The organism is Pseudarthrobacter sp. HLT1-7 (genome assembly GCF_059383435.1).
Window position 1 is genome coordinate 57870 of the sequence record NZ_JBWZCH010000008.1, and the last position, 15931, is coordinate 73800.

Here is a 15931-nt window from a genome sequence, read left to right on the forward strand (position 1 = left end):
GGGCATTGTCATTGGCCCGTCGGGGGTCCGGACAGGACGCCGGCCCAAGGGGACATGCCCCGCGCCGGGGGCAGCCAGTGGACAGAGTGTCATTATGCCCGGTCCCGGGTGCGAAAAATGAGCATGTCCCCCGTTGCCTTCGTCGCCCCGGCGCGAAAAGGACCAGGCTCCGTCTGAACCCTGACGACCTAACGACAATGCCCGCTGGAGCCAGTATTAGAGCACGTCGACGCCGTCGAGGCGCAACTGCACGGGGTCGTCGCTGCGTTTGGCGGCCGCGGCGGCCTTCACCGCCCGCATCGCCTTCGTGGCCGCTGCCGCCTGGCCGTACGGGATGAACAGCAGGGTGCGGACGTCTTCGCCGGCGTCCCGCCCCTGGCTGCCGGCTCCGGGACCGGCCATCACCAGCGGGGCCGGGCCAGCTTCACGCAGCACAATTCCGTCCGCGGCCAGCTGCCGTGCGATTGCCTGGGTGAAGTGCCCGACGGCGGTGCGGCCGCCGGTGACGGAGGCGACCCGCACGGCCGGCGGAAGATGCAGTTCCTGCCGCAGGGCCAGCTCGCGCCGGGCGTAGCCGGCGGGATCCCAGCGCAGCAAGGCCCCGACTCCGGCGGCGTCGTCCGCGGTGATGACCACGAGGCCGCCATCCGGTGCTTGGCGCACCAAGGCCGCGGCGTTGAACCAGCGCCGAACGGCGTCCTCCCCTGCCCGCAGGTTTTCCCGGCGCAGCAGCGAGTCGCCGTCGAGCAGCAGGGCGGCGGCATAGCCGCCGGTCGCGACGGGTTCGGCCCCCACCGTCGCCACCACGAGTGCCTTCGTGTCCCCAACGGTGGCCAGCACCCGGTCCCCGGAGGAGGTGATGACCGGTTTGCCGGGAAAGGCCCGGCCTAGCTCCTCGGCGGTGCGGAGCGCCCCGGTGGCGCTGCGCCGCAGCCGCACAGCGTTGCAGGTAACGCAGCGCCAGGCGGGGGCCGGCGTCGAGCACCACCGGCACTGCGGGACGGCGGAGCTGCCAGTGGACCCGGCAATGGCCAGCGGGCCGCCGCAGGCCGTACAGCGGGCCGGTTCGCGGCAGTTCTCGCAGGCGAGCGACGGCGCGTACCCGGCCCTGGCCACCTGGACCAGGACGGGACCGCGCTCCAGGCCTTCCTTGGCGGCGCGCCAGGCGGCGCCGGGAAGCCGCGCGATCCGGGCCAGCGGATCATGCTCCAGTTCGAAGCTGTCGGCGGTGTTGAGCACGCGCGGGACGGTCCGGCGCACCACCGTGCGGTCCGCCTCCACGGGCCAGGCCCAGCCCGATTCGACCAGCCGCTGGGTCTCGGTGCTGCGTGAGTGCCCGGCGAGCAGGCAGGCGGCACCCGACTGGCCGGCGCTGAGCAGCAGGACCTCACGGGAGTGGGCGTACGGGGAGCGCTGCTCGATGTGCAGATCGTCGCCGTCGTCCCAGCAGACCACGAGGCCCAGGTCACGGACGGGCGCATAGGCAGCGGAGCGGGTGCCTACGGCGACCCCGGCTGCGCCGCTGAGGATCCGCAGGAAGCTCCGGTAGCGCGGCGTCTGGCCATCGTCCGCGGCGAGCCGGGCGACGTCCCCGGCGGGAAGGACTTCGAGCAGGGCGGACTCCACCCGGTCCAGGTCCCGGTAGTCGGGCACCACGACGACGGCGCCCCGGCCGGACAGGCGGACGGCGGCCACCGCCTCGGCGATCATCCGGGGCCAGCCGGCGGCGCCGTAGCCCTGGAGCGCCCCCAGCACCGCCCGCGGCGACTCCCCCGCACTCAGATGCTGGAGGAAGGCCGGGCCGTTGCGATAGGAAGCCCAACTCGACGCCGCCAGGCGGACCGGCGGAATGGCCGCTCCCGCCCCGCCGTCCGCGGCGCCGTCGGCAAACAGGGCCGGGTCCGGCCGGCCGTCCGGGGCAAATTCCTTTTCAAGCCTGGCCATCCGGGGCGGCACCGCGACACGCAGGACGTCGCTGAGTGTTCCGGCGTACCGGGCGGCGACGCGGCCCGCCAGTTCGGCAACGGCGGGCGTCAGCACGGGCACAGGCGAGACGAGCTTGTGCAGCGGCACGAGGTCATGGCCGGCGTCGGATCCGGCCACCCGCTCCATGAGGTAGCCGGCCAGTTCCTGGCCGTTGAACTTCACCTTCACGCGGACGCCCGGCTGCGCCGCGGCATCGAGGCTCGCGGGGACGCTGTAGTCGAACGCCCGGTCCAGGTGCGGGAGGGACGATTCGAGCCGGACGCGTGCCACGGGCAGCTCCGCCGCGAGGACAGGGCCGGCAACCGCGGCTTTCGTTGGAAACCCCTGCAGCAGGGACAGCTGGAGCGGCTCATCCGGCCTTGTGGCGCCGCCAGGCATCGGCGTCATGGCACCCTCTTCCCTTCGGCAGCGGTACAACAGGTCAACGGCAGCCCCAGAAAGAGTAGCCAGGCCTCCGAAGCGGCGGCCTGGCTACAGCACATCACACAGCAGTGACATTTACGCCGGTGACTTCAGGAAAATGACATCGGCCTTGGCGACGTTACCGTCCCAGGCGTCCTAGGCGTTGAAGAACGTCTTCAGCTCATCCACCCGGTCCAGCCGCTCCCAGGTGAAGTCCGGGTCTTCGCGGCCAAAGTGGCCGTGGGCCGCGGTCTTGGTGTAGATCGGGCGTTTGAGGTCCAGTGCGTCGATGATTGCGCGCGGGCGCAGGTCGAAGATCTCGGCGATTGCGGCGCTGATCCTTGCCGGGTCGACGGTCTCGGTGCCGAAGGTCTCAACATAGGTGCCGATCGGGCGCGCCTGGCCGATCGCGTAGGCGATCTGGATTTCGGCGCGCTTCGCGAGCCCCGCAGCCACCACGTTCTTGGCAACCCAACGCATCGCGTAGGCCGCCGAGCGGTCCACCTTGGACGGGTCCTTGCCGGAGAAAGCGCCGCCGCCGTGGCGGGCCATGCCGCCGTAGGTGTCCACAATGATCTTGCGTCCGGTGAGGCCGGCGTCGCCAACCGGACCGCCGATGACGAACGCGCCGGCGGGGTTCAGGATGTTGTGTGTCCGAGAGATATCCAGGTTGGACAGTGCCAGGACCGGATCGACCACGTAGGCGGCGAGGTCTGCGCGGAGCGTCTCAAGGCTGGCGCCTTCGGCGTGCTGGCTGGAGATGACCACCGTCTCCACCGAGACGGGGCGGTCGCCGTCGTAACCCACGGTCACCTGGGTCTTGCCGTCGGGGCGGAGATAGGACAGTTCGCCGCTTTTGCGGACCTCGGTGAGGCGCTCGGAGAGGCGGTGCGCAAGCCAGATCGGGACCGGCATGTAGGAGGGGGTCTCGTCGCTGGCGTAGCCGAACATGAGGCCCTGGTCGCCGGCGCCCTGGAGGTCGTAGTCGTCCTCCTGGCGCCCTTCGCGTGCTTCGAGCGAATTGAACACGCCCCCGGCGATGTCGTTGGACTGCTGGCCGATCGAGACGGACACACCGCAGCGGGCGCCGTCGAAGCCGTTGGCCGAGGAGTCGTAGCCGATGCCGAGAATGGTCTCGCGGACGATCTGCGGGATTTCGACGTAGGCGTCAGTGGTGACCTCACCGGCCACGTGGACCAGCCCGGTGGTGGCCAGCGTCTCCACGGCAACCCGGGACTCGGGGTCCTTGGCCAGCAGGGCGTCGAGGATCGCGTCGCTGATCTGGTCACAGATCTTGTCGGGGTGTCCTTCGGTCACCGACTCTGAGGTGAACAGCCGGAGCGAGGCGGGCGTGGCCCCGTGAAAGTCAGGGATGTGCAGCGGTAAAGTCACTCAACTACCTTACTGGTTGGAAAACGGACGTCCGGCGGCGTGTGTCTCCGTGCGAAGGAGACGTTGATTACGCCAGGCTCAGGCCGGCGGAACAACCCGGCCCAGCTCGGCGCTGATCCGGTCAATCACGGCAGCCGCAACGTCGGATTTGGAACCCGACGCCTCTTGGGCTTCGGAGCCGGAGCGGGAAAGGATGACTACGGAGTTGGTGTCCTCGCCGAAGACCTTGCCGTCTCCGACGTGGTTGACCACGAGCAGGTCGCAGGCCTTGCGGCCCAGCTTGGCCTGGGCATACTCCAGGACGTCGCCGTCGGTATCCCCGGTCTCGGCCGCAAAGCCGACGATCAGCTGATGGCGGGAGGCCGCGTCGCGGACCTCCACGAGTTCCCGCAGGATGTCGGGGTTGCGGACCAGCGAGATCACCGGGTCTGCGACGTCGTCGCGCTTCTTAATCTTGGTGCCGGAGACGTTTGCGGGGCGGAAGTCTGCGACTGCAGCGGCCATGATCACGACGTCGGAGTCTGCGGCGGCGTGCAGGGCGGCCTTTCGCAGTTCCAGGGCCGTTCCGACCTTGACCACTTCGACGCCGTCGGGTGCCGGTACCTCCATGTGCGCCGCCAGCAACCGGACCCTGGCACCGGCATCGCGGGCCGCGGCGGCCAGCGCCACCCCCTGTTTACCGGAGGACCGGTTGCCGAGGAAACGCACCGGGTCCAGCGGTTCGCGGGTGCCGCCGGCGCTGATGGTAACGGTGAGTCCGGCCAGCGGCCGCGTCGCCGTCGGCGTCTGCGTGGCAGACGGTCCGGCGGAGAGCGGCAAAGACGGTGCCGCGTCTGCCGCCGCGTCTGCAGCCGGGTCCGACGGCGGCGGGGCGGTGCCGGGTGCGGTGCCGGCGAGAGCCATGGCCGCCCCGAAGATTGCCTCGGGTTCGGGCAGCCGGCCGGGCCCTGAGTCCGCGCCGGTAAGGCGTCCGGAAGCGGGATCGAGCACGGTGATCCCACGGCTGCGCAGGGTCTCGACGTTGGCCCGGGTCGCCGGGTGCTGCCACATCTCGGTGTGCATGGCCGGGGCCATCAGCACCGGGCAGCCGCCGGCCATCAGCAGCGTGTTGGTGAGGAGGTCGTTGGCCTGGCCGGTGGCGGCGCGTGCCAGCAGGTCGGCGGTCGCGGGGGCCACCACGATCAGCTCGGCCTCGTGGCCGAGGCGGACGTGGTTGACGGTGTGCACCTCGTCGAAGACGCTGTTACTGACCGGGTGCCCGGACAGCGCTTCCCACGTGGCGACGCCGACGAAGCGGGTCGCGGCCTCCGTGGGGATGACGGTGACGTCATGGCCGGCCTCAGTGAAAAGCCGGAGGAGCGACGCCACCTTATAGGCGGCTATCCCTCCCCCGACTCCGAGGACTATGCGCACGTGAGCTCCGCCGACGGCTGCGTAATTACTCTGCGGGTTCGATCGGCGTGGAAACGAGCTTGCCTTCGTTGATCTCGCGCAGGGCGATGGAGAGCGACTTCTCGTTCAGCTTGGTGTCGACCAGCGGGCCAACGTACTCGAAGAGGCCCTCGTGCAGCTGGGCGTAGTAGGCGTTGATCTGGCGTGCGCGCTTGGCGCCGAAAATCACCAGTCCGTACTTCGAGTCGGCAGCCTTCAGCAGCTCGTCGATCGGCGGGTTGATGATGCCTTCAAGGTTCGTGGACACGAATTCTCCAAATTCTAACGGGCCGATACGTCCCGGCGCCTAGCGTGGGTTCGGGGTCAGCCCCATGAGTGAAACAAGCTCGTCCGCTGCACGTCGAACGTCATCATTGATGACGGTGTGGTCAAACTCCGGCTCAGCGGCCAGTTCTAGTTTAGCGGTTTCCAGCCGTTGCTGCTGTTCCTCGGGTGTTTCCGTGCCGCGGCCCACCAGGCGGCGGACCATTTCGTCCCAGCTGGGCGGGGCCAGGAACACGAACTTGGCATCAGGGACGGCCAGCTTGACCTGCCGCGCGCCCTGCAGATCGATCTCCAGCAGCACCGACCGGCCCTCGGCTATGGCGGCGTCCACGGTGCTGCGCAGCGTGCCGTAGCGGTTGCGGCCGTGGACCACGGCCCACTCCAGGAGGTCACCGTGGTCCACCAGGGACCCGAATTCCTCGGCCGATTTGAAGAAGTAGTGAACGCCGTCAATCTCGCCCGGACGCGGCGGACGCGTCGTTGCCGAAACCGAAAGCCAGACGCCGGGATAGTTGTCCCGGATGTAGGTGGATACGGTGCCTTTGCCAACAGCCGTCGGGCCGGCGAGGACGGTCAGTCCCGGTTTGTTGCTCACATATTCCTTCGGCGGTGTTCGGATCAGCTCAGGGGTCCGAGCTATTTGTCGTCTATAAAATCTACCAGCGCCCGGCGCTGGTGAATTCCCAGGCCGCGGACCCGGCGCGACGCCGCAATGCCGAGCTGTCCCATGATGGCCGCGGCCCGCACCCGCCCGATCCCGGGCAGCGCCTCCAGCAGCTCCACGATCCGCATCCGGGCGATGGCGTCATCGGAGTCGCCGGAACCAAGCAGTTCCGCGATGGTCAGCTCCCCCGACTTCAACCGCTCCTTGGCCGTGGCCCTGATGGTTCTGGCGGCGGCGGCCTTGCCCAAGGCATCGGCACGCTCCTGCGGGGTGAGGGGTCGCAAGCTCACTGAAGTCCTCCCTGCATTGTCGGCCGGACCGTAGAAACGGCCCGGCCGGACGGGCCGAAAAGCGCCCGGACCGGTACGCGGACGTGTCCTGAACCTACCGTCTTGTTACCGCAGAAATCAATGGATGATTGCCATGGCCCCGGCGTGTTCGAACGTCAAGCCGGGCGCAGCACTCCCGACGTCGGATCACGGCGGCGCTGCCTCGTCCATTTGCCACGAATGGCCGGTAAGACGGTGCCGATAGCGGCCATTTGCGTCAACCGGGTGCGCCCCGCCCGGGATGACGGCGGCCTTCCTGCGCCCGTTCGCCACGAATGGCCGGTAAGACGGTGCCGATAGCGGCCATTTGCGTCAACTGGGTGCGCCCCGCCCGGGATGACGGCGTCCGGGGAACAAGCAGAGGAAGCGGGTGGCACCTAGGCCGTGCGCAGTTCCTCGAGCGTCCGCAGGGCCGCGTCGCGCAGCGCCTGGATCCCCGGTCCTGCGCCGAGAATGTCCCGGCTTGAGGTGCCGAGCACCTGGCCGTACGCGCTGCCGAAGGTGCGGCGAAGGTCCGCGGCCGTGGCACCCTGCGCGCCCAGCCCGGGAGCCAGGATCGGGCCGCGGACCGCGGCCAGGTCCAGTCCCAGGTCCGCCAGGGCGGAGCCGACGGTGGCGCCGATCACGAGGCCGACGGAACCCAGCCCTCCGGCGTCGTGATCAACCGCATACCGGCGGTTCTCCTCCGCGGCTGCCTGCACGATGCGGCGGGCCACGGAATCGGCGCCGCCGGCGTGCTGCACGGAGGCACCCTCGGGGTTGGAAGTCAGGGCAAGCACGAACACGCCGCGCCCGGTCTGCGCCGCGAGGTCCAGGGCCGGACGGAGCGATTCGAAACCCAGATACGGGCTCAGCGTCACCGAATCGGCGGCGAGGGCGGAGCCGTCCCGGAGCCAGGCGTCGGCGTACGCAGCCATGGTGGAGCCGATGTCGCCACGCTTGGCGTCGGCGATTGTCAGCACGGACGCGTCCGCGGCCGCGGCCAGGGCGCGTTCCAGCACAGCCATCCCGGCGGAGCCATGCCGCTCGTACAGCGCCACCTGCGGCTTCACCGCGGCCGCGAGCGGACCCACGGCCTCCAGCACGGTGAGCGAAAAGCGCTCCAGCCCTTCGACGTCGTCGTTCAGCCCCCAGGCCGCCAACAGCGCCGGGTGCGGATCGATCCCTACACACAGCGGCCCCCGGTCCGCCATGGCCCGGCCAAGCCGGGAGCCGAAGGACTCCCGGCCCACTGTGCGCGACGCCTCGGACTCAGGCATTCTGGCCGGCTGTGTCCTGCGAGACACGTTCCTGCGAGACACGTTCCCGCGAGACGCGTTCCTGCGAGGCAAACAGGGCGGCGGCGTGCTCCTGCAGGCTCGTGACGGTCCATTCGTAGGTGCGCAGCGCCTCGATCGCCTGGACGGCGGCGTTGAATTCGGCCACCGTCGTGATGCACGGAATCCCGATTGACGTCGCGGCGGCGCGCAGTTCGTAGCCGTCGCTGCGGGCTTCGCCGCCGGAGGGGGTGTTGAAGACCATGTCGATCTCGCCGGCGATGATGAGGTCGGCAATGGTGCCTTCCCCTTCGGCGCTGGAACCCTCGGCGACCTTGCGGACGGGGGTGGCCTGGATGCCGTTGCGGCGCAGCACGTCCGCGGTCCCGCCGGTGGAGACGATCTCGAAGCCGAGGTCGGAGAGCCGCTTGACGCCCATGATGACCGATCGTTTGTCCCGGTTGGCCACCGAGACAAAGATTTTGCCTTCGGTGGGCAGCGCGTTGTTGGCCGCGGCCTGGCTCTTGGCGAAGGCGGTGTCGAAGTGCTTGTCGATCCCCATGACCTCGCCGGTGGAGCGCATTTCCGGCCCGAGCAGCGAGTCCACCACCTTGCCCTCCGGGGTCCGGAAGCGGCTGAACGGCAGCACGGCCTCCTTGACCGAGACCGGTGCGTCCAGCGGCAGCGTGGAGCCGTCGCCGTTTTCCGGCAGCATCTTGTAAGCGGTGCGGAGTTGGTTGATGGTCACGCCGGTGCCGATCAGCGCTGCCGCCTTGGCCATTTGGACGCCGGTCGCCTTGGAGACGAACGGGACGGTGCGGGAGGCCCGCGGGTTGGCTTCGAGCACGTAGAGCACGTCCGAGGCGAGTGCGAACTGGATGTTGATCAGGCCGCGGACACCCACGCCCTCGGCGATCGCCAACGTGGCGGTCCGGACCCGGTCCAGCACATTATTTCCGAGGGTGATGGGCGGCAGCACGCAGGCCGAGTCGCCGGAGTGGATGCCGGCCTCTTCGATGTGCTCCATGATGCCGCCGAGGTACATTTCCGTGCCGTCGTAGAGGGCATCGACGTCGATCTCGACCGCGTCCTCGAGGAAGCGGTCAATCAGCACCGGGTGCTCGGTGGTGATCTCGGTGGCGTTGGCGATGTAGCGGGAGAGGTTCGGTTCGTCGTAGACGATCTCCATGCCGCGGCCGCCGAGGACGTAGGACGGGCGGACCAGCACGGGGTAGCCGATTTCGTCGGCGATCTTCTTGGCGTCCTCGAAGGACACGGCGGTGCCGTTTTTCGGCGAGATGAGGCCGGCCGCATCGAGCACCCGGGAGAACGCCCCGCGGTGCTCGGCAAGGTCGATCGCTTCCGGGGAGGTGCCCAGGATCGGCACGCCGGCGTCGGCGAGCTGCTGGGCGAGCTTGAGCGGAGTCTGGCCGCCGAGCTGGACGAAGACGCCCATCACCCCGCCGGTGCGCTCCTCGGCCGCGATGACCTCGAGGACGTCCTCGAGCGTCAGCGGCTCGAAGTACAGCCGGGTGGAGACGTCGTAGTCGGTAGAGACGGTTTCCGGGTTGCAGTTGACCATCACGGTCTCGTAGCCGGCCTTGCGCAGCGCCATCGAGGCGTGCACGCAGGAGTAGTCGAACTCGATGCCCTGGCCGATCCGGTTGGGACCGGAGCCGAGGATAATGATCGACGGTTTGGCGTGCAGCGCAACCTCGTCCTCCTCGTCGTAGGACGAGTAGTGGTACGGGGTGTAGGCGGCGAATTCGGCGGCGCAGGTGTCCACGGTCTTGTACACCGGGCGGATGCCGAGGGCCTGCCGGACGCCGCGGACGACGTCTTCTGAGTTGTGCGTCAGGGCGCCGATCTGCTCGTCGGAGAAGCCGTGGCGCTTGGCGCGCTTGAGCATCTCCGGCGTCAGGGCGGCGGCCTGTCGGATTTCGCGGGAGATCTCGTTCAGCAGCTGGAGCTGGTCCAGGTACCAGGGGTCGATCTTGCTGGCTTCGAAGAGCTGTTCGACGGTGGCGCCGCCGAGCATGGCGCGCTGGACCTGGTGCAGGCGGTCCGTGGTGGGCCGCTTTGACTTCTCGATCAGCTCCGGGACCTCCCATTCCGGGACGTGGCTGAAGTCCAGCTGGGAGCCCTTCTGCTCGAGGGACCGCAGCGCCTTCTGCAGGGCCTCGGTGAAGTTGCGGCCCATCGCCATGGCCTCGCCCACCGACTTCATGGTGGTGGTCAGGGTGGGGTCCGCGGCCGGGAATTTCTCGAAGGCGAACCGAGGGACCTTCACCACCACGTAGTCCAGCGTCGGCTCGAAGGAGGCCGGGGTCTTCTGGGTAATGTCGTTCGGGATCTCGTCCAGGGTGTAGCCCAGGGAAAGCTTGGTGGCGATCTTGGCGATCGCGAAGCCGGTGGCCTTGGAGGCGAGGGCGGAGGAGCGGGAGACGCGCGGGTTCATCTCGATGACCACGACGCGGCCCGTGTCGGGCTCGACGGCGAACTGGATGTTGCAGCCGCCGGTGTCGACGCCGACTTCGCGGATGACGGCGATGGAAATGTCGCGCAGTCGCTGGTATTCGCGGTCCGTGAGGGTCAGGGCCGGGGCGACGGTGATGGAGTCGCCGGTGTGCACGCCCACGGGATCGAAGTTTTCGATGGAGCAGACGACGACGACATTGTCGTTCTTGTCGCGCATCATCTCGAGCTCGTATTCCTTCCAGCCGAGGATGCTCTCTTCGAGCAGTACTTCGGACGTGGGGCTGTACTGCAGGCCCTGGCCGACGATCCGGCGGAGGTCGTTTTCGTCGTAGGCCAGGCCGGAGCCGAGGCCGCCCATGGTGAAGGACGGCCGGACCACCATCGGGTAGCCCAGGTCCTCGGCCGCGGCCAGGGCGTCGTCAATACTGTGGATGATGTGGCTGCGGGCCGATTCGGCGCCGCAGCGCGCGACGACGCCCTTGAACTTTTCACGGTCCTCGCCGAGCTCGATCGCCGCGATGTTGGCGCCGATAAGCTCCACGTTGTACTTTTCCAGCACCCCGTTTTTGTCCAGGGCGATCGCGGTGTTGAGTGCGGTCTGGCCACCCAGGGTGGGCAGGAGCGCGTCGGGGCGTTCCTTGGCGATGATCTTCTCCACCACCTCGGGGGTGATCGGCTCGACGTAGGTGGCGTCGGCGAACTCGGGGTCCGTCATGATGGTGGCCGGGTTGGAATTGACGAGGATGACCCGCAGGCCTTCCTCCTTCAGGACGCGCAGTGCCTGGGTGCCGGAGTAGTCGAATTCGGCAGCCTGGCCGATCACGATCGGGCCGGAACCGATGACCAGGACGCTTTTGAGGTCAGTTCTCTTGGGCATTACTTCGTGTCCTCAGTCTTGGAATCGGTGGCAGTCTTCGTCTCGGTTGCAGTCTCGGCCCCGGAGCCGGCATTCTTCGTGTCCGCCATCAGTTCGATGAAGCGGTCAAAGAGGTAGGCGGCGTCGTGCGGGCCGGCGGCGGCCTCAGGGTGGTACTGCACCGAGAAGGCCGGGATGTCGAGGCAGGACAGGCCCTCGACAACGTCATCGTTGAGGCTCACGTGGCTGACCTCGACGCGGCCGAAGCGCTGTTCGGGGGCCTGCGTGGCGCCGTCGAGCGGGGCGTCGACGGCGAAGCCGTGGTTCTGCGAGGTGATTTCCACCTTGCCGGTGCGGCGGTCCATGACGGGCTGGTTGATGCCGCGGTGGCCGTAGCGGAGCTTGTAGGTGCCGAAGCCCAGGGCCCGTCCCAGGATCTGGTTGCCGAAGCAGATCCCGAAGTACGGGATCTTCAGCTCGAGGACCGAGCGGAGCAGCGTGACCTGGTTGTCGGCGGTGGCGGGGTCACCGGGGCCGTTGGACATAAAGACACCGTCCGGGCTGAGGGCGGTGATGTCCCCGATCGTGGCGGTGGCCGGCAGCACGTGCACGCGGACGCCGCGTTCGGCGAAGCGGATGGGGGTCATCCGCTTGAGACCCAAGTCAATAGCGGTGATGCTGAACCGCGGCTCGCCGTCCCAGCCGAAGTCCCCGGGCTCCACCGTGTATGCGGCGTCCACGCTGACTTCCTCGGCAAGTCTGGCGCCTTCCATCGGCGCACTGGCCAGGACGGTGTCCACGAGTTCCTTGTCCGTGGCGCGGACCGCGCTGCCGGAGAAGATCCCGGCGCGCATGGTCTTGTGTTCACGCAGGTGGCGGGTGATGGCGCGGGTGTCGACGCCCTGGATGCCGACGATGCCCTGCTCGAGGAGCTCATCGTCCAGGCTGCGTTCTGAGCGCCAGTTGGACGGGCGGCGGGCGGCGTCGCGGACGATGTAGCCTGCCACCCAGATGCGCCGGGACTCGGCGTCGTCCTTGTTCACACCGGTGTTGCCGATGTGCGGTGCCGTCTGGACCACGAGCTGGCGGGCGTAGGAGGGGTCCGTGATGGTCTCCTGGTAGCCGGTCATGCCGGTGGCGAACACCGCCTCGCCGAGGGCGGTGCCGGTGGCGCCATAGCTGGTGCCGCGGAAGATCCGGCCGTCCTCGAGGACCAGGACCGCGGGGGTTGATGCTGCAGCTGCCCCGGCGGATTCTGACACTGCGGTCTTTCTCACTTCTGGTACTTCTGTTACTTCTGTCACTTCGTTGGAGTCCGTCACGTCGTTACTTTCCACTATCGGCGTTGGCCTGAGGGGCTGCGGAGATCAATTCCTGCAGCGCGGTGAGGAGGGTTGTCTTGTCGTCGGCGTGCCGGGTGCGGAACCCGGTGTCCAGCTCGCGGGTGCCGAGCATCCAGCTGAGCACCAGCAGTCCGTTTCTTTCGACGAACTTGCCGGCCATACCGCTTTCCTGGCGCACCCCGGTGAGCCGGGCGGCCGGGATGAACACCGGGCCCGCGCCGGAGCGCTCGAAGAGCACGCCTTCGGGGTGGACGCTGAGTTCGGCGTTGGTGCGGAGCCCTAAGTTGTGGACGGCGATGCGGTCCAGCCAGTCGCCAGCGGTGGTGGAGGCGACGTACTGGCCATCGGCGGCTGCCACCGGGGCGCCGAGTCCGGCGGGAACCTCGGGCAGCGGTCCGACGTCGGACTGCCGTCGCAGGCGGTTCCGCCAGCCGATGCCCAGCAGGGCAATGACGATGACGGCGAGGGAGAGCATCAACAGCCCGGGGAGCAGCCTGTCCATCAGTTGAGGCCCGCCGGTGCTGCGTCGGGAAGATCTGCCGGATACCGGTACGGGGTGTTGAGTTTGCCGTCAAGGACGGTCGGGTGGCCCTTGAAGAACGTCGCCACCACCTTGCCGGGAAGTTCCCGGCCGGCAAACGGAGAGTTACGGCCCATAGTTGCCATCTTAGAAGGGTCCACGGTCCAGCGCGCAGCCGGGTCCACCAGTATGACGTTGGCGGGTTCGCCGGCGTCGAGCGGGCGGCCCTGGTCTTCCAGCCGGCCGATGGCGGCCGGGGCGGTGGAGGTGACGCGGGCGAAATCAGCCCAGCCCATCAGCCCGGAATCGATCATGGTGTGCTGCACCACGGAGAGCGCCGTTTCCAGTCCGGTCATGCCCATCGCGGCCTGCGCCCACTCGCATTCCTTGTGTTCGCCCGGGTGCGGGGCGTGGTCCGTGCCGACGACGTCGATGGTGCCGTCGGCCAGCGCGGCGCGCAGGGCCTGCACGTCGGCGTCGGTGCGCAGCGGCGGGTTGACCTTGTACACGGGGTCATAGCTGCGGGCCAGTTCATCCGTCAGCCAGAGATGGTGCGGGGTGACCTCGGCCGTGACGTTGACGCCGCGGGACTTGGCCCAGCGCACGATTTCCACCGAGCCTGCGGTGGAGACGTGGCAGACGTGCAACCGGGACCCGACGTGCTGGGCGAGCAGGACGTCGCGGGCGATGATGCTTTCCTCGGCGACGGCGGGCCAGCCGGCGAGGCCAAGGACGGCGGAGACAACGCCTTCGTTCATCTGGGCACCGGCCGTGAGCCGGGGTTCCTGCGCGTGCTGGGCCACCACGCCGTCGAACGCCTTGACGTATTCGAGCGCGCGGCGCATGAGCACGGGATCGTGCACGCAGACGCCGTCGTCGGAAAAGACCCGGACCCGGGCGCGGGAATCGGCCATCGCGCCGAGTTCCGCGAGCCGCTCCCCCGCGAGGCCCACCGTGACCGCACCAACCGGGCGGACGTCCACCCAGCCGGCGGCGCGGCCCAGGGTCAGGACCTGTTCGACGACGCCGGCGGTGTCCGCCACCGGGGTGCTGTTGGCCATCGCATGCACGGCCGTATAGCCGCCCAGGGCCGCGGCGCGGGTGCCGGTCTCGACCGTTTCGGCATCTTCGCGGCCGGGTTCGCGCAGGTGGGTGTGGATGTCCACCATGCCGGGCAGGGCAATGAGGCCTGCGGCCTCGATGACGGTGGCGCCGTCGGCTTTGAGGTTCGGTCCGCGTCCGGCGATGAGCCCCGCGCGGATCAGGAGGTCTTCGGGGGCTCCGCCGAGTATGGCGGCGCCGCGGATCAGGTAGGTGCCGGCGCCGGCGTCCTGTTGCTGTGATGCCATCAGTGGCTCTCCTTGGTGACGGTGGCGGAGTTGGTGGGGGAAGCATTGGAGGTCCCGGCCGGCCCGCGGGTATCCCCGGAAAGCAGCAGGTACAGGACGGCCATCCGGATGGAGACGCCGTTGCGGACCTGGGCGAGCACGGTGGAGCGCGGCGAATCCGCGGCCGCGGAGGATATCTCCAGGCCCCGGTTCATCGGTCCCGGGTGCATGATGATCGTGTCCTTCAGGCCAAGCCGGTCGAGGGTGCGGAGCCGGTTGTCGTCGAAGCCCCAGCGGCGTGAATATTCACGCGTGGTGGGGAAGAAGGAGGCGTTCATCCGTTCCCCCTGCACCCGGAGCATCATCATCGCGTCAACGCCCCCCGCGAGGGTTTCGTCGAGGTCGTAGCTGATGGTGCAGGGCCACTTTTCGACGCCGACGGGCAGCAGCGTGGGCGGCGCCACGAGGGTGACTTCGGCGCCCAGGGTGCGCAGCAGCCAGACGTTGGACCGGGCCACCCGGGAGTGCAGCACGTCCCCGGCCATTGCTACGCGCATGCCCTTTAAATCCGCCCCGGCGGACGGGGTGCCGGCCAGCTTTGACCAGTGCCTGCGCATGGTGAACGCGTCCAGCAGGGCCTGGGTGGGGTGTTCGTGGGTGCCGTCGCCGGCGTTGATGACGGCGGCGTCGATCCAGTCGGTGGCGGCGAGCCGGTGCGGGGCGCCGGAGGCCCAGTGCCGGATGACGACGGCGTCCGCCCCCATGGCTGCCAGCGTCTGGGCCGTGTCCTTGAGGGATTCGCCCTTGGACACTGAGGAGCCCTTCGCGGCGAAATTGATGACGTCCGCGGAGAGCCTTTTGGCGGCGGCCTCGAAGGAGATCCGGGTGCGGGTTGAGTCCTCGAAGAACAGGTTGACCACGGTGCGGCCGCGCAGGGTAGGGAGTTTCTTGACCTCGCGCTCCCCCACGGCGGCCATTTCCTCGGCGGTGTCGAGGATCCGGATGGCGTTGGACAGGCTCAGGTCTTCGGTGGCGAGCAGGTGCTTCATACAGTGGCCTCGATTACCACTTCGTTGACGGGCAAACCGTCGGCGGAGTCGGTTTCCTCGAGCCGGACCCGGACTTTCTCCGACGAGGAGGTGGGGAGGTTCTTGCCGACGTGGTCCGCACGGATGGGCAGTTCCCGGTGGCCGCGGTCAATCAGCACGGCGAGGCGGACGATGCGCGGCCGGCCGAGGTCGATGATCGCGTCGAGGGCGGCGCGGATGGTCCTGCCGGAGTAGAGGACGTCGTCGATCAGCACCACCACCTTGTTGTCGATGCCGGTACGCGGCAACTGGGTGGGATACGGCGGGCGCATGGCCTGATGGGAAAGGTCATCGCGGAACATCGTCACATCCAGCTGGCCGACAATAGCGGCCGGGTCCACGGTGGGATCTGCGGCTGCAATCTTGGTGGCGAGCCTGACGGCGAGCGGGTAGCCCCGCCGCGGGATGCCCAGCAGGACCAGGTCCTGGGAGCCCTTGTTGGACTCGAGAATTTCGTGGGCGATACGAGTGAGTGCACGGTCGATATCCGCCTGGCTGAGTACTACTCGTGTGAGTACAACCTTGGCCGGAACCGGTGCTTCTGGAACAGAAGTCAACGCTCGTCTCCCCTTT

The 15931-nt window shown here is 68.5% G+C and carries 13 protein-coding genes; all 13 read right to left on the reverse strand.

Annotated elements, in window-relative coordinates:
• Positions 1-216 precede the first annotated feature (216 nt).
• The 13 genes from AC50X6_RS09875 to pyrR all read right to left on the reverse strand — a co-directional run bounded on the left by AC50X6_RS09875 (position 217) and on the right by pyrR (position 15915).
• Positions 217-2364: a primosomal protein N' gene (locus tag AC50X6_RS09875; protein ID WP_494966140.1), complete on the reverse strand. Its 2148-nt coding sequence runs from the start codon at positions 2362-2364 to the stop codon at positions 217-219.
• 180 nt (positions 2365-2544) lie between these two features.
• Positions 2545-3780 (reverse strand): methionine adenosyltransferase, encoded by a 1236-nt coding sequence (gene metK / locus AC50X6_RS09880; RefSeq protein WP_494966048.1) that lies wholly within the window; start codon positions 3778-3780, stop codon positions 2545-2547.
• A gap of 78 nt (positions 3781-3858) precedes the next feature.
• On the reverse strand, positions 3859-5193 hold the full coding sequence (locus AC50X6_RS09885) for a bifunctional phosphopantothenoylcysteine decarboxylase/phosphopantothenate synthase (protein ID WP_494966049.1): 1335 nt from the start codon (positions 5191-5193) through the stop codon (positions 3859-3861).
• A 25-nt stretch (positions 5194-5218) separates the two neighbouring features.
• A complete protein-coding gene (gene rpoZ, locus AC50X6_RS09890; protein WP_011692102.1) occupies positions 5219-5479 on the reverse strand; it encodes a DNA-directed RNA polymerase subunit omega in 261 nt (86 codons plus the stop codon).
• 39 nt (positions 5480-5518) lie between these two features.
• Positions 5519-6091, reverse strand: a complete 573-nt coding sequence (gene gmk, locus AC50X6_RS09895; protein WP_326966101.1) for a guanylate kinase — start codon at positions 6089-6091, stop codon at positions 5519-5521.
• A gap of 41 nt (positions 6092-6132) precedes the next feature.
• Complete coding sequence (mihF, locus tag AC50X6_RS09900; RefSeq protein WP_494966050.1) at positions 6133-6450, reverse strand: integration host factor, actinobacterial type; 318 nt, start codon at positions 6448-6450, stop codon at positions 6133-6135.
• A gap of 416 nt (positions 6451-6866) precedes the next feature.
• Positions 6867-7748 (reverse strand): orotidine-5'-phosphate decarboxylase, encoded by an 882-nt coding sequence (gene pyrF, locus AC50X6_RS09905; protein WP_494966051.1) that lies wholly within the window; start codon positions 7746-7748, stop codon positions 6867-6869.
• Entirely contained in the window at positions 7741-11100 is a 3360-nt protein-coding gene (gene carB / locus AC50X6_RS09910; protein ID WP_494966052.1) for a carbamoyl-phosphate synthase large subunit, read from the reverse strand. The genes pyrF and carB overlap by 8 nt, the downstream gene beginning before the upstream one ends.
• Positions 11100-12356: a glutamine-hydrolyzing carbamoyl-phosphate synthase small subunit gene (carA, locus tag AC50X6_RS09915; RefSeq protein ID WP_494966053.1), complete on the reverse strand. Its 1257-nt coding sequence runs from the start codon at positions 12354-12356 to the stop codon at positions 11100-11102. Before carA ends, carB begins: the two co-directional genes overlap by 1 nt.
• A 49-nt stretch (positions 12357-12405) precedes the next feature.
• Positions 12406-12924 (reverse strand): PH-like domain-containing protein, encoded by a 519-nt coding sequence (locus tag AC50X6_RS09920; RefSeq protein ID WP_494966054.1) that lies wholly within the window; start codon positions 12922-12924, stop codon positions 12406-12408.
• On the reverse strand, positions 12924-14291 hold the full coding sequence (locus AC50X6_RS09925; protein ID WP_494966055.1) for a dihydroorotase: 1368 nt from the start codon (positions 14289-14291) through the stop codon (positions 12924-12926). Before AC50X6_RS09925 ends, AC50X6_RS09920 begins: the two co-directional genes overlap by 1 nt.
• Positions 14291-15319 carry an aspartate carbamoyltransferase catalytic subunit gene (locus AC50X6_RS09930; protein ID WP_494966056.1) on the reverse strand — a complete coding sequence of 343 codons (1029 nt, stop codon included), beginning with the start codon at positions 15317-15319 and terminating at the stop codon, positions 14291-14293. The genes AC50X6_RS09925 and AC50X6_RS09930 overlap by 1 nt, the downstream gene beginning before the upstream one ends.
• Positions 15316-15915: a bifunctional pyr operon transcriptional regulator/uracil phosphoribosyltransferase PyrR gene (gene pyrR / locus AC50X6_RS09935; RefSeq protein ID WP_494966057.1), complete on the reverse strand. Its 600-nt coding sequence runs from the start codon at positions 15913-15915 to the stop codon at positions 15316-15318. The genes AC50X6_RS09930 and pyrR overlap by 4 nt, the downstream gene beginning before the upstream one ends.
• Positions 15916-15931: the final 16 nt, after the last annotated feature.